The organism is Streptomyces sp. NBC_00654 (assembly GCF_026341775.1).
In the GTDB taxonomy this organism is placed as follows: Bacteria; Actinomycetota; Actinomycetes; order Streptomycetales; family Streptomycetaceae; genus Streptomyces.
The window spans coordinates 1,038,398-1,052,042 of the sequence record NZ_JAPEOB010000001.1; the positions used below are offsets into that span (position 1 = coordinate 1,038,398).

Sequence of the window (13,645 nt, forward strand, 5' to 3'; positions counted from 1 at the left end):
AGAGCCAGAAGTCAGGGGTCAGGGGCGGGTGATCCGTATCCGGTAGTCGCCCGCCGAGTCCTTGCCGAGCACGGATATCCGTATGCCGTTGGCCCGGTCGGTGAACGTCTCGCCGGGCCGGAACGGCGCGTCGGACAGCTCGGCGTGCACATTGGGCCGCCGGGTGCAGCCGCCGCTGTCCTCGGTGCTGTCCGCGACGGAGACCGGGCCCTGGCCGGTGTCCACGTCGGAGCTGACCTTGTAGACCAGTACGCCGGGCCGGCAGACCGCCTCGTCGTTGCCCGCGGCCGTCCGTACCTCCACCGCGTAGCCGGACTGGGCGCCCAGTGGCACGAAGGCGAGCTTGGTCCCGCCGGTGGTGGCCAGCGGGCCGAGGACGTGGTCACTGGTGCCGGGCCGGGAGGCGCAGCTGATCTGGCTGTTGTCGAGCCAGCCGAGCTTCCACTTGTGCCAGCCGAGGAAGTCGTTGTTGGCCCCCCAGTCCTCGGACATGATGTCCCAGTGCCCGACGGAGCCGCCGCCCTCCATGGTGTAGAGGTCGGGCAGCCCGAAGACATGGCCGTTCTCGTGCGGCAGGACGCGGTAGCCCGTCTCGGCGTACGAGCCGGAGCCGTCGTCCTGGCGGCTGTAGACGAACGAGGTGTTGGCGAGCGGGACACCGTCCGCGTACGGGGCGTCGTCGTTGCCGGAGAAGGTCACCGACAGGACGGTGTCCAGCGCCGAGGGCCCGGCGTTCGGGGTGACCAGCACATTGACCAGGTCGTACGCGGAGAAGTCCACCCTCGGGTCGGCGACCTCGACGAGGTCCTTGACGAGCTTGCGGTAGCCCGGTTCGTAGGGTGAGCCGCGCTCTATCCCGTACTCCGCGAACGGCAGCGGCATCCGCAGCCAGGTCTTCACCGGGGCCTCGGGCCGGTAGTCGAGTCGGCCGTAGGAGCTGGTCCGGAACCAGTCCGAGGTCTGCGGGAAGAACTCCGCGAACCGGTCCTCGGCCGTCCCGGAACCCGGTGCGTCCGGGAAGTCGATCATCAGATTGAGCGCTCGGACCTGACCGGTGGAACGGGAGTAGCCGGGCGGGGTCGGCATGCCCTCCGACATCTGTACGCCCATGGTGGCCGGGATCCGGCAGGGGCCGTCCCCGGACTCCGGCACGGCGGCCACCGGGCCCGCGGCGGCGGGCCCGGATACGGGGAGGGTGGAGCTGGCCGATGCCATGGCCGCGATGACCAGGGCGGTGGCTCCGGCGAGAGCGGCCGGGCGGCGGTATCTGCGTATCCGGTGGCGGGGCTGCTGCATTTCAGGCGCCTTCGGGTCCGCGGCAGCCGGCCGACCCCTGACTGCGCTCTGGCGATCAGCCTGTGCCGGGCGGTGCGGGGCCGCTCGCTGGGTGCGCCGATCGGAGGGTTTTCCCCTCAAGTGGTGTGACCCAGGTCACCCTCAAGGGGGAAATAACCGGGGAACCTCTCCCCGTTTACACCTGTGTCCCCGCGAAACGGGGAAACGATCCCCGGTTACCCGGAGGGATCGACCGGACACTCGGAGGGAAGGCCGCAGTCGTGCAGACCGTCGACGAAACCGCAGCACCGGCAGCCCGGCGCCGTACGCCCCGTCCGCGGGCCGACGCGCTGCGCAACCGGGAGCGGATCGTGGCGGCCGCCCGCGAGATGTTCGTCGAGTTCGGACCCGAGGTCCCGCTCGACGATGTCGCGCGCCGGGCCGGAGTCGGCAATGCCACGCTCTACCGGAACTTCCCCGACCGGGCGGCGCTGACCCACGAGGTCGTCCTCGCGGTCACCTCCCGCACCACCGACCGGGCCGAAGAGGCCGTCGCGGCGGAGTCCGATCCGTTCGCCGCGCTCAGCCGCTTCGTGCACGCGGCCGCCGACGAACGGATCGGCGCCCTGTGTCCGATGCTCTCCGGCGTCTTCGACAAGGACCACCCCGACCTGCTCGCCGAGCGCCGGCGCCTCGAAGAGGCCGTCGAAGGGCTTGTGCGGCGGGCCATGACCGCGGGGCGGCTGCGCACCGACATCGCCGTCGGTGACGTACTCGTCGCCCTCTCCCAGCTCACCCGGCCACTGCCCGGCACCGCCTGCCTGGACATCGACCGGTTCGCCCACCGCCATCTGCAGCTGTTCCTGGACGGCCTGGAAACCCCGGCCCGCTCCGTACTGCCCGGATCGGCGGCGACCTTGGAGGACATGCGGCGTCGCTCCTGACGCCCGCGCCCATCTGACCTCTCCGGCCCGAGGGCCCCGCCCGGCCGACGACTTCACCCACGCCTCCGTTCGCCTTCGTGTGCGCACGGGTGCGACGCGCGGGCTCCGGCGTGCGCTCATTTCCGCCCGCTGACGACCTGCACGACCTGCACGACCCTGCACGGCCTCCACGACCCTGCACGGCCTCCACGGCCTCCACGACTTTCAAGGCCTCCGCGGCCTCGACGACTCCCACGACCTTCTCGACGATTCCCACGACCCTCACGGCACCCACGACCTTCACGACGTCCTTGCGCGTCCTCGCACGTCCCTAGGTGGCTACTCCCATGTCAAAAACGGCCGACACCCTGCTTCCCGACCCAAGTCGCTGGAAAGCCCTGGCCTTCATCGCGCTCGCCCAGCTGATGGTCGTCCTCGACGCGACCATCGTGAACATCGCGCTGCCGTCCGCCCAGACGGACCTCGGGATCTCCGAAGGCAACAAGCAGTGGGTCATCACCGCCTACGCGCTCGCCTTCGGCGGACTCCTGCTGTTCGGCGGACGCATCGCCGACCTCTGGGGCCGTAAGCGCACGTTCGTCGTCGGCCTGATCGGCTTCGCGCTGGCCTCCGCCCTCGGCGGAGCGGCCACGGGCGAGGCGATGATGTTCGGCTCCCGCGCGCTTCAGGGTGCCTTCGGCGCGCTGCTCGCACCGGCCGCCCTCTCGCTGCTCGCCGTGATGTTCACCGATGCCAGGGAGCGCGCCAAGGCGTTCGGCATCTACGGGGCCATCGCCGGTGGCGGTGGCGCGGTCGGCCTGATCCTGGGCGGCTTCCTCACCGAGTACCTGAACTGGCGCTGGACGTTCTTCGTCAACATCCCGTTCGCGGTGATCGCCGCGGCGGGCGCGTACTTCGTCATCCGTGAGCCGGCCGGCGGCCGCAACCGCTCGCCGCTCGACATCCCCGGTGTGATCCTGTCCACGCTCGGCCTCGTCGCCCTGGTGTACGGGTTCACCCGTGCCGAGTCGGCCGGCTGGTCCGACGCGCTGACCGTCTCCATGTTCGTCGCGGCCGGAGCGCTGCTGCTGGCCTTCGTCGTGACCGAGTCGCGGGTGAAGTCGCCGCTGCTGCCGCTGCGCGTCCTGACCGAGCGCAACCGCGGCGGGGTCTACCTCTCGCTGGGTCTCGCCGTCATCGCGATGTTCGGCCTGTTCCTGTTCCTGACCTACTACCTCCAGGTCGTGAAGGGGTACTCGCCGGTCAAGACCGGCTTCGCGTTCCTCCCGATGATCGCGGGCATGATCACCGGCTCGACCCAGATCGGCACCCGGCTGATGACCCGTGTGCCCCCGCGCCTGCTGATGGGCCCCGGCTTCCTGGTCGCCGCCCTCGGCATGCTGTTCCTCACCCAGCTGGACATCGACACCAGCTACGCGAGCGTCATCCTGCCCGGTCAGCTGCTGCTCGGCCTCGGCATGGGCACGGCCTTCATGCCCGCCATGTCCCTGGCCACGCACGGTATCGAGCCGCGCGACGCGGGTGTCGCCTCCGCGATGGTCAACACCTCGCAGCAGGTCGGCGGCGCCATCGGCACGGCGCTGCTGAACACCATCGCGGCCGGCGCCACCACGGCGTACGTCGCCGAGCACGCCGCCCGCGCCACGGACCCGAAGCTTCTGGAGCTCCAGGCGATGGTCAGCGGTTTCGCCAGCGCCATCTGGTGGGCGGTCGGCATCCTCGTGGCGGCTTCCGCCATCGCGGTGACGATGATCAACACCGGGCGTCCGGGCGCGGGGCCGGGCGTGGGTCCGGGTTCGGCCGGTTCTGCCGGGTCTGCCGGTTCGGGCCGGGGCGCCGGTGCCGAGGACGAGTTCAAGATCCCCGTCATCGCGCACTGACACCCGCCGGTACCCGTACCGGCAGCCGGATGTGATCTGCCCTGGCCCCGCTCAGCGGAGCCAGGGCAGATCCGCGTCCGTACCCTCCGGCTCCAGACCGGTGGCGAGTACCCGCATGATCTCGCCGAGGCTGCGCACCTGCTCGGGCGTGAGCCGTTCGAACATCGCCTGCCGTACGGCGGTGACGTGCCCCGGTGCCGAGCGGCGGAGCATCTCGTGGCCCTCGTCCGTGAGCACCGCGTTCTGGCCGCGTTTGTCGGACGGGCAGTCCTCGCGCCGCACCCAGCCGCTCTTCTCCAGCCGCGCGACGGCGTGCGAGAGCCGGGAACGGGTGATCTTCGCGTTCCTGGCCAGCTCGGTCATCCGCATCTGGCGCCGGGGCGCCTGGGCGAGCTGGACGAGCAGTCCGTAATAGATGTGCGGCATGCCGGCGTCGCGCTGCAACTGGCGGTCGAGGTGATCCTCCAGGAGCGTGGTGGCATGCAGATAGGCACGCCAGACGCTCTGTTCGTCGTCGGTGAGCCAGCGCGGCGCGCTGGTGGATGCCGTGGTCATGTACTCCACTGTACGACCTTTTCTTGAAAGTTTAACTAGATGAAGCTAAGGTCTCCAGAGATAGGAACTTGAAGATTCAAGAAGCATCGCCGGAAGGTTACGCAGGAAACCTGAAGAAGGAACCCCTGAGTATGGCCTTGTGTGACCTGTGGAGCGCCTGCCTTGAGCCACCGTGGATTGGGGAAGTGCCATGACTGTCACCGCGGAGCGGATGCCCGCCCTCTACCTCTCGCACGGCGCACCGCCGCTCGCCGACGACCCGGTCTGGCCCGGCCAGCTGGCCGCCTGGTCCGCGGGGCTGCCCCGCCCCCGCGCGATCCTGATGGTGTCCGCGCACTGGGAGGAGGCCCCGCTCGCGCTGGGCGCCACCGAGCCCGTGCCGCTGGTCTACGACTTCTGGGGCTTCCCCGAGCACTACTACGCCGTGCGGTACGACGCCCCGGGCGCCCCGCGGCTGGCCGAGAGCGTGCGCAAACTGCTGCGCGGCGCCGGTACGCCGGTGCAGGACATCCCGGACCGCGGGCTCGATCACGGTGCGTATGTGCCGCTGGTGGAGATGTTCCCGGGTGCCGACATCCCCGTACTCCAGATCTCCATGCCCACGCTGGACCCGCGGAAGCTGATGGACATCGGGCGCAAACTCGCCCCTCTGCGCGACGAGGGCGTACTGATCGTCGGCAGCGGCTTCTTCACACACAACCTGGCGGCCCTGCGGCACCCGGGCGGCGGCATCCCCGGCTGGTCGGCCGAGTTCGACGACTGGGGCGACCGGGCGCTCCAGGAGCAGGACATCGATGCCCTGCTGGACTTCGAGCACAAGTCTCCGGCGGGCCGGCTGGCGCACCCGCGCACCGAGCACTTCGCGCCCCTGTTCGTGACGCTGGGCGCCTCCGAGGACGAACTCGACCGCGGGCGCAGCGTCATCGACGGATTCTGGATGGGGCTGGCGAAGCGCTCGGTGCAGTTCGGCTGAGTTCTCTCTACAGGGCCGGCGGGTTCAGTTCGATCGCGCGCCGGGCCGCCGCGAGGGCGGTCGCGTCGCCGACGTCCAGCGCGGTGTCGGTGAACTTGATGGTGTGGTCGTCGCCGTGCGCGGCCGCCCGCTCGAACAGTTCCTCGGCCGTGGTGGCCGCCGGTGCGTACGGGGCAGGTGCGGCGGGTGTGTAGGCGGCGGTGACCGCGGCGCTCGCGGCCCAGGCCGCCGCCAGGCTCGGGGCCCACAGCTCGCGGGGGAGCGCGGGCAGGGTGCGCAGCACCGCGTTGGGCGCGGTCGCCGCGTGTACCAGCATGATCGGCTCGCCGTACCCGTGAGTGGCGTAACGGTGGGTCGAGGCCCGGACCAGCTCCTCGAGTGCGGTGCGGGCGGCGTCCGGGCCGGCGGGAGTCCGCTCGGGCCAGCCCGGGAATCCGGTGAGCTGCGCCAGCCGGTCCAGTACGCCGCCGCTCTGCACGGCCACCGCGGGCACCGCGTCCAGCGCGGCGGCGGCGCTCGGCGCGGGGGTGAGCGTGGGGAGGTCCGGCAGCGGCTGGTGCCGGGCGGCCCAGTAGCCGAGAGCGTGGGCCAGCTCCTGGACGCGGGGCGCGGTCGGCTCCCCGGCCAGCAGGGTGCGTACGGAGTGGCCCACCCGGATCACCGGGTGGGTGGCGCCCGCCGCGATGCCGGGCAGCAGGGTCGGCCACCACTCGGCGAGTACGTCGCGCCAGGGACGCTCGGCCGTCTCCCGCTCGAAGTACGCCGTCCAGTCGGCGATGCGGCGCGGATCGCCGAGCGCCTCCCGCCAGTTCCGTGCGGTCACCGGCGCATCGGTGTCCGGCATGTCCTCCAGCTTCGCCTTGTAGTGGTCGAGCCAGCGGTGCACGGCCGGGGCCTGGCCGTGCCGTACCAGTGCCTCCACGGCCATCGGCCCGTGATTGCTGAGCCAGCCGTCGCGCTCGGGACCCGAGAGATGGAGGCGCTCCAGGGCTTCGTCGAGGGTTCCTGTGGTGTCGTCCATGCCACTTCACGCTAGAGACCCGCGGGGCGGCGCGTATCGGGCCGCGGTCCCGGTCGGTATCGGTCCGAGGTCCCGGCCGGGATCGGGCCGCGGTCCCGGTCGTATCGGTCCGGGGTCCTGGTTCCGGAGGCCGCCCGGCTTCCGGCTGCCGACAATGCGGACATCCTGAGCAACCGGTGGACGTTACGGGTCGTCTTCAGGGGTGGGGGGCGCAGTCGGGGGCGTCGGGTGAAAGAGGCCGTTCGCGTGTGAGCGCGGTCTCACGGGCGACATGGTGGCAGATGTCCGTGAGTGCCCCCGGATCGGCTTCCGTACCGGTCCTGACCTGCGCTTCCGCGGGTAAGGACGGCATGCCTCCGGCGACCGGCGGCGGACAGGGTACTGCATGATCGCGAAAATGAATGAGTGGCATGGGAATTCTGTCCGGATTCCAGTCGTTGTTTCCATCGGATGCAGGGCACCCGAAAGGTGTCGCGACCTACATAGCAAGGGAGCACGCATGGCAACCCGTGCCGTCGCCCGTCGTTCGTCCACCACCGGTGGGACCGACCGGGCAAGCAGTGTTCGCGCCACAGGCGAGATCGCCGATCGCGACCTGGTCGGCATGTACCTGGACGAGATCGCACGCACACCACTGCTCGACGCCGCGAAGGAAGTCGACCTCTCGCAGACCATCGAGGCGGGCGTCTACGCCCAGCAGATCCTCGACGGCGAAGTGGAGAGCGAAGCCGGTGGGGCGAAGCGTGAGGAGCTGGAGGCGCTGGTCGCCGAGGGCGAGCGCGCCAAGGACATATTCATCCGTTCCAACCTCCGGCTCGTCGTTGCCGTGGCCCGACGCTATCCGCGGGCGGGGCTGCCCCTGCTCGACCTGATCCAGGAGGGCAACGCGGGCCTGGTGCGCGCGGTCGAGAAGTTCGACTACGCCAAGGGCTTCAAGTTCTCCACGTACGCGACGTGGTGGATCCGTCAGGCCATCACGCGTTCCATAGCCGACCAGTCCCGCACCATCCGGCTTCCCGTCCACCTGGTGGAGGAGCTCGGCCGGATACGCCGGGTACAGCGCGAGTTCAACCGCGAGCACGGACGCGACCCGGAGCACGCGGAGATCGCCGCCGAGCTCGACTCCAACGCTGAGCGGGTCGGCAATGTCCTGGACTGGGCCCGTGACCCGGTCAGCCTGAACATGTCCGTGGACGACGACGGCGACACGCAGTTCGGTGATCTGCTGGAGGACACCTCCGCCGTCTCGCCCGAGCAGTCCGTGATGACCTTGCTGCGCAGCGAGGAGCTGGAGGACCTGATCGGCAAGCTGGACAACCGGACGGCTTCGATCATCAAGATGCGCTACGGCATAGAGGACGGCCGCGAGCGGACCCTCACCGAGGTGGGCAAGGAACACGGCCTCACCCGGGAGCGGATCCGCCAGATCGAGAAGCACGCGTTGCTCGAATTGAAGCGAATGGCTCACGACACGGGCTTTGACGCTGCGGCGTGAGCCAATAACCCGTAACCTCCCAATCAAGCCGGTTCGCACCGGCCCACCCGACCGGTTCATGCCGGTCCCCTGAGCTGAGTCCCGGCGCCCACCCCCCCCGGCGCCGGGGCTCATTCATGTGTGCGGGGCGCGACGCCCTGTGCGCGGGCGCCCCGCTCAGGATGCGGCAGGCGGTGCCGCCGGTGCCTCCGCCGGTGCCTCCGCGGGGGATGCGGGGGCCGGGCCGGGCCGCGTGGCACGTGCCAGGCGGGCGCCCAGGCCGGCGACGTACTCCACCAGCTGCGGCGGACCGTGCACCGAGAACTCGCAGTCCACCAGGGCCAGCCGCAGGGCCAGCCACTCCAGCGAGTCGGAGGAGACGGCGCGCAGCCGGCAGCTCTGCTCCCCGGTCACCTCCGGCGCACCGAAGGCCGCGGGCAGCCGCGCCGCCACGAACTCCGCGGGCGCCCCGAAACTCACGTCGAAGCGCAGCTCCGGCTTCATCCGGGCCATCGAACGGGCCAGGAACTTCGCGGCGTCCCCGCTCCCGTCGCCCCTCGTGCCTCCCCCGCGCTCGCCGCCCCGGCCGCTCCTGCCTCCCTTGCCGCTCCTGCCCGTCCCGTTGTTCCCGCCGGTCCTGCCCGTCCCGCCGTCCCCGCCGTTCCCACCGCCATCGCCGGCCTCCTCGTCCTCACCGGGCAGCGGCCGGGGAACGAACCGGGCACCTGTCGCGAACGGCTCACTGACCCGGTCCACCCGGAACGTACGCCAGTCCTCGCGCTGGAGGTCGTACGCGACCAGATACCAGCGCCGCCCGGTGCTCACCAGCCGGTACGGCTCGACCTGCCGCTTCGTCTCGGTGCCGTCCCCCTTACGGTAGGTGAACCGCAGCCGCTCCTGCCCGGTGGCCGCCGAGGCGAGCGTCGTCAGGGTCTGTGGATCGATGAGGGAACCGTCGCCCCGGGTCAGCGGGACCGTGGCGTGCTGAAGCGCCGAGACTCGGTGCCGCAGCCGTGAGGGCAGCACCTGTTCCAGCTTCGCCAGGGCGCGTACGGAGGCCTCGTCGACGCCCTCGATGGCATGCCCGGCGCCTGCCCGCAGCCCCACCGCGATGGCCACCGCCTCCTCGTCGTCCAGCAGCAGCGGCGGCATGGCGGTGCCCGCGACGAGGCGGTAGCCGCCGACCGAACCGCGCGAGGCCTCGACCGGATAGCCCAGCTCGCGCAGCCGGTCGATGTCGCGGCGGATCGTCCGCGCGCTGACGTCGAGCCGCTCGGCAAGCTCGCTGCCCGGCCACTCGCGGGGCGTCTGGAGGAGCGACAGCAGATTCAGCAGTCGTGCCGAGGTATCGGTCATGGGTTCAGGATGCCGGTCCAACAGGTCATGAACTGACCTAATGGGTCTCTAGCTTCTCCGCATGCCTTCTTCCGAATCACTGCCGTCCACGGCGGCCGCACCCATGGAGCCGAAGGGGCCGACAGCCCCGGTGGCCCCCGCCGACAGGCGCCGCTGGTTCGCGCTCGCCATCGTGATGACCGCTGCCTTCATGGACCTGGTCGACGTCACGATCGTCAACATCGCCATCCCGAGCATCAAGCGGGACACCGGCGCCTCCTTCACCTCGATCCAGTGGATCACCGCCGGATACGCCCTCGCGTTCGCCGCCGGGCTGATCACCGGCGGCCGGCTCGGCGACATCTACGGCCGCAAGCGGCTCTTCCTCATCGGCATCGGCGGCTTCACCCTCGCCTCGGCCCTCTGCGGCTTCGCCGCGAACCCGGAGATGCTGGTCGCCTCCCGCATCCTCCAGGGCGGCATGGCGTCGCTGATGGTGCCGCAGGTGCTGTCGATCGTCCATGCCACCTTCCCGGCGCACGAGCGCGGCAAGGTCTTCGGCCTGTTCGGGGCGATCGTCGGACTCGGCGCCGTCTCCGGACCGCTGCTGGGCGCGCTGCTCACCGAGTGGAACCTCTTCGGGCTCGAATGGCGCCCGATCTTCCTGATCAACCTGCCGGTCGGCATCGCGGGACTGATCCTGGGGCGGAGGTTCATCAGCGAGTCGAAGGCGCCGAAGGCGCTCCGCCTCGACCTGGTGGGCGTCCTCCTGGTCACGCTGGGCCTGCTGATGCTGCTGTACCCGCTCACGCGCGGCCGCGAGCTGGGCTGGCCGCTCTGGGGCCACGTATCGATGGTGGGCAGTCTGCTCGTGTTCCTGGCGCTGATCGCGTACGAACGGCACAAGGCCCGTTCGGACGCCTCGCCGCTCATCGAGCTGTCGCTGTTCCGCGTCAAGAGCTTCGCCGCGGGCATCGCCGTACAGCTGACCTTCGGCATCGGCCTCGGCATCTTCTTCCTCGTCTGGACGCTCTACATGCAGATGGGCCTGGGCTGGAGCGAGCTGCGGGCGGGTACGACGGGCATTCCGTTCTCGATTGCCGTCTCGGTCGCCGCCGGGGTCTCGGTGCAGAAGCTCGTACCCCGCTTCGGCCGCAAGGTCCTCCAGGCGGGCGCGCTGCTGATGATCACTGGGCTGCTGCTCTACATCTGGGAGGCGGAGCGGTACGGCATGGGCATCGAGGCATGGCAGATGGCCCTGCCGCTGGTGGTCATGGGCGTGGGGATGGGGCTGATCGTGGCCCCGCTGACGGACGCGGTGCTCTCCGAAGTGCCCAAGGAGCACGCGGGATCGGCGTCCGGGCTGATCAACACGGTCCAGCAGATGGGTACGGCGCTGGGGCTGGGGCTGGTGTCGGTCGTCTTCTTCGGGGCGATCGGTGACCGGCTCGGCCCGGAGGCGGTGGGCCCGGCGTTCGTGAACGCGTTCCAGCAGTCGCTGTGGTGGGTGGCCGGAGTGCTCGCGGTGATCTTCCTGGTGATGTTCGCGCTGCCCGCCAGGCCGCGGGCCCATGTGGAGGGCGCGGGGGACGACGGTACGGAGGCGGACGGCACGAGGGGTGCGGACGGCACGGGTCGTGCTGGTTCCGCAGCCGGGACCGGTGACACCGGGGCCACCAAGGAGCCGGCGCTGACGCACTGACGTACCGGCGCACTGACGTGCCGGCACGGTGAGGTGGCCGGCGCACTGACGTGCCGGCTCGCGGTGAGGTGGCCGGGGGCTGAGCCCGGCCGATGCCTCCGCCGGTGTCCCGCCGACGCCCTCACCGGCGTCCCGGCCGACGGCTGCCCGCGCGCCCTGTACGAACAGGGGGCGCGGGCAGCCGTGCGTGGGTCAGCAGATCCGGGTGCGGTTCTCCATGGCCGCGCGGGCGTCGCGCTCGGCCCCGTACACCTCGCACATGTGGCGGCCGTCCGGGGTAGCCGTGTGCTCGACCTCCCACAGGCTCGTCTCGCTGCCGTCCAGCAGCAGGAAGGCGTGCTCGTAGAGCGTGAAGCCCGCGTCCTGCCCGTCGACACGGCACTGGCGCCCGAAGATCTGGGTGATGTGGTGGGCGAAGGCGGCCCGCAGCATCCGGGCGGTCTCCTCGCCCGGCCGGTCGCCGTTCTCCGCGCGGCGCAGGACGCGGCGGGCGTGGTCCGCCGAGTTGTCCGGTGCGTACATCCGGGGCAGCGGGGCCGGGGGAGCGGACATCAGGAGGGTGAGGACCTCCAGGTCCGGCTGCGGGCCGTCGTCGCCGAAGACCGGGGCGTCCGAGAAGCTCCCGGCCAGCCTGGTGGCGGCGACATGGGCGTCGGCCTCGTCGTCGTACAGCTCGTGGCGGCGGGGGACCGTGATGTCCCGGCCGCCGCTGTGGACCAGCTCCCACAGGGTCAGGGCGGAGCCGTCGGAGAGGAGATAGGTGTGCCGGTAGGTCTCACGGTGCAGGACGGAGCTGTGGTGCGAGGAATGCAGGGCACTGCTGTGCGCCAGAGCCGTACCGAGTCGGTCGACCGTGATGTCGGGCAGGTCGAACGAGTTGAGGGCGCGTCGCAGGAGTCGGTCGAGGTGCTGCTCGGTTGTCTCGTACGGATCGCTCAAGGTGCTGTCTCCAGGCCGTCGCCGCGTGTTACTTGATGCGTGCATAACGTAGTCCCTGGGTCTGACATCGTGACCGGGGTTCGTAAAAACGTAGGGCACACGCAGAAAGTTCCCGGACGATTTCGGGAGGTTCGGGTGAACTTCCTTGCCGGGGCGGTCAGTCGGGCCGCTGTGCGCCCCCTCGGTGACGATGCCCCGGCGGCTGCCGTTGGTGCGTGCCGCCGCCCAGGGGCGCCGCTCATGTCAGCCGCCGTAGAGGTCCGTGTACGAGGGGAACGCGCCCCCCGGGCCCTCGGTCCCCTCGGCCGCGCGTACCGCCTTCACGATGGCGCGGGCGAGGGTGTCGGCGCCCGCGGCGAGGATCTCGTTCAGCGCGACCGGATTTCCCGGCGTGAGCGGCAGCTGCCCCGTGGCCAGGGCGAAGACCGTATCTCCGTCGGTCAGCAGATGGACGGGACGCACGGCGCGCGCCAGTCCGTCGTGCGCGGTGCCCGCCAGCTTCTGGGCCTGGGCCCGTACGAGGGCGGCGTCGGTGGCGACGACGGCGATGGTGGTGTTGAAGGGCGGGGCGCCGCCCCCGGCCGCCTCATGCGCCTCCTGCGCCCGTGTGAGCCGCCGCAGCGCCTCACGGTGCGCCTCGGGTGACGGATGCGCGGGCGGCTCCCCCGCGCCGTACTCCCCGTAGAGCACCCCGGTCCTCGGATCCAGGACCGACCCCGCCGCGTTGACCGCGGCGAGCGCGGCGACGGTCACCCCGGAGGCGAGCCGCACGCTCGCCGTGCCGATGCCGCCCTTGAGCCGCCCGGCCACCGCCCCGGTTCCCGCGCCGACCGCTCCCTCGGCCACCGGCGCCCCCGATTCCGAGGCGGCGGCGGCCATCACCGCGGCGCGGCCGGTCGAGGCGTCGGGGCGGGCCCGCCAGTCACCGCCGCGCCCCAGGTCGAAGAGGCAGGCGGCCGGAACGACCGGTACCACCTGATCCGGGCGGGGGCCGACCCTGACGCCCCGGCCCTGCTCCTCCAGCCAGGCCATCACGCCGGACGCGGCGTCCAGGCCGTACGCGCTGCCGCCCGTGAGGACCACCGCGTCGACCCGCTGCACCAGATTGCGCGGGTCCAGCGCGTCCGTCTCCCGGGTCCCCGGTCCGCCGCCGCGCACATCCACGGCGGCCACGGCGCCGCCCTCGGGCGCCAGTACGACGGTGGTTCCGCTCAGGGCGCCCTCTCCGGCCACCCGGGCATGGCCGACGCGGATACCGGCCACATCGGTCAGCGCGTCCCTCCTCGGCGGCTCCGGGCGGCGGCGGGGGTCTTCACGGGTCATCACATGCTCCTCGGTACTGGGCTGCTCGGGCCTCGGACGGCTCGGCGGTGATGCTGCGGGCTATGCGGACGAACGTACAGGCGGGGTGAGCGGCAAGAGCCGGGAAATTTCTTGTGAAAGAATTCACAAGCGAACTAAGGTCCAAAGTCCCGGAGAAACCCGCAGTTCAGAAGGGGTGTGCCCGCGCACGTGCGGAAACGGTGGGGACCTTTGGCCTTTCGCCG

Annotated in this window: 11 protein-coding genes; 5 read left to right on the plus strand and 6 right to left on the minus strand. The window is 71.1% G+C overall.

The window, feature by feature from the left end:
- Positions 1-18: 18 nt before the first annotated feature.
- Positions 19-1,296 (minus strand): M6 family metalloprotease domain-containing protein, encoded by a 1,278-nt coding sequence (locus tag OHA98_RS04490; RefSeq protein WP_266922792.1) that lies wholly within the window; start codon positions 1,294-1,296, stop codon positions 19-21.
- Between the two features lie 260 nt (positions 1,297-1,556).
- Between OHA98_RS04490 and OHA98_RS04495 the strand changes: the two genes are divergently transcribed.
- The gene (locus OHA98_RS04495) at positions 1,557-2,219 is read left to right on the plus strand and encodes a TetR/AcrR family transcriptional regulator (RefSeq protein ID WP_266922793.1); all 663 of its coding nucleotides are present in this window, start codon (positions 1,557-1,559) and stop codon (positions 2,217-2,219) included.
- Positions 2,220-2,545: 326 nt separating this feature from the next.
- Positions 2,546-4,099, plus strand: coding sequence for an MFS transporter (locus OHA98_RS04500; RefSeq protein WP_266922794.1), 1,554 nt, complete (start codon positions 2,546-2,548; stop codon positions 4,097-4,099).
- Positions 4,100-4,150: 51 nt separating this feature from the next.
- On the opposite strand, the gene OHA98_RS04505 is transcribed toward OHA98_RS04500, so the two are convergent.
- A complete protein-coding gene (locus OHA98_RS04505; RefSeq protein ID WP_266922795.1) occupies positions 4,151-4,663 on the minus strand; it encodes a MarR family winged helix-turn-helix transcriptional regulator in 513 nt (170 codons plus the stop codon).
- 181 nt (positions 4,664-4,844) lie between these two features.
- Between OHA98_RS04505 and OHA98_RS04510 the strand changes: the two genes are divergently transcribed.
- The gene (locus OHA98_RS04510) at positions 4,845-5,627 is read left to right on the plus strand and encodes a dioxygenase (protein ID WP_266922796.1); all 783 of its coding nucleotides are present in this window, start codon (positions 4,845-4,847) and stop codon (positions 5,625-5,627) included.
- Between the two features lie 7 nt (positions 5,628-5,634).
- On the opposite strand, the gene OHA98_RS04515 is transcribed toward OHA98_RS04510, so the two are convergent.
- Positions 5,635-6,648 (minus strand): questin oxidase family protein, encoded by a 1,014-nt coding sequence (locus OHA98_RS04515; RefSeq protein ID WP_266922797.1) that lies wholly within the window; start codon positions 6,646-6,648, stop codon positions 5,635-5,637.
- A 499-nt stretch (positions 6,649-7,147) separates the two neighbouring features.
- Here OHA98_RS04515 and OHA98_RS04520 point away from each other — a divergent pair, with 499 nt between their 5' ends.
- Positions 7,148-8,143 (plus strand): RNA polymerase sigma factor RpoD/SigA, encoded by a 996-nt coding sequence (locus OHA98_RS04520; protein WP_266922798.1) that lies wholly within the window; start codon positions 7,148-7,150, stop codon positions 8,141-8,143.
- Between the two features lie 156 nt (positions 8,144-8,299).
- Here OHA98_RS04520 and OHA98_RS04525 read toward each other — a convergent pair whose 3' ends face one another.
- Positions 8,300-9,478 carry a YafY family protein gene (locus OHA98_RS04525; RefSeq protein ID WP_266922799.1) on the minus strand — a complete coding sequence of 393 codons (1,179 nt, stop codon included), beginning with the start codon at positions 9,476-9,478 and terminating at the stop codon, positions 8,300-8,302.
- 103 nt (positions 9,479-9,581) lie between these two features.
- On the opposite strand from OHA98_RS04525, the gene OHA98_RS04530 reads away from it, so the two are divergent.
- Entirely contained in the window at positions 9,582-11,159 is a 1,578-nt protein-coding gene (locus OHA98_RS04530) for an MFS transporter (protein ID WP_266927712.1), read from the plus strand.
- 192 nt (positions 11,160-11,351) lie between these two features.
- Here the strand turns inward: OHA98_RS04530 and OHA98_RS04535 are convergent, their stop codons facing one another.
- The gene (locus tag OHA98_RS04535; RefSeq protein ID WP_266922800.1) at positions 11,352-12,098 is read right to left on the minus strand and encodes a DUF6227 family protein; all 747 of its coding nucleotides are present in this window, start codon (positions 12,096-12,098) and stop codon (positions 11,352-11,354) included.
- 243 nt (positions 12,099-12,341) lie between these two features.
- Positions 12,342-13,421: a P1 family peptidase gene (locus tag OHA98_RS04540; protein WP_266922801.1), complete on the minus strand. Its 1,080-nt coding sequence runs from the start codon at positions 13,419-13,421 to the stop codon at positions 12,342-12,344.
- Between the last annotated feature and the right edge of the window lie 224 nt (positions 13,422-13,645).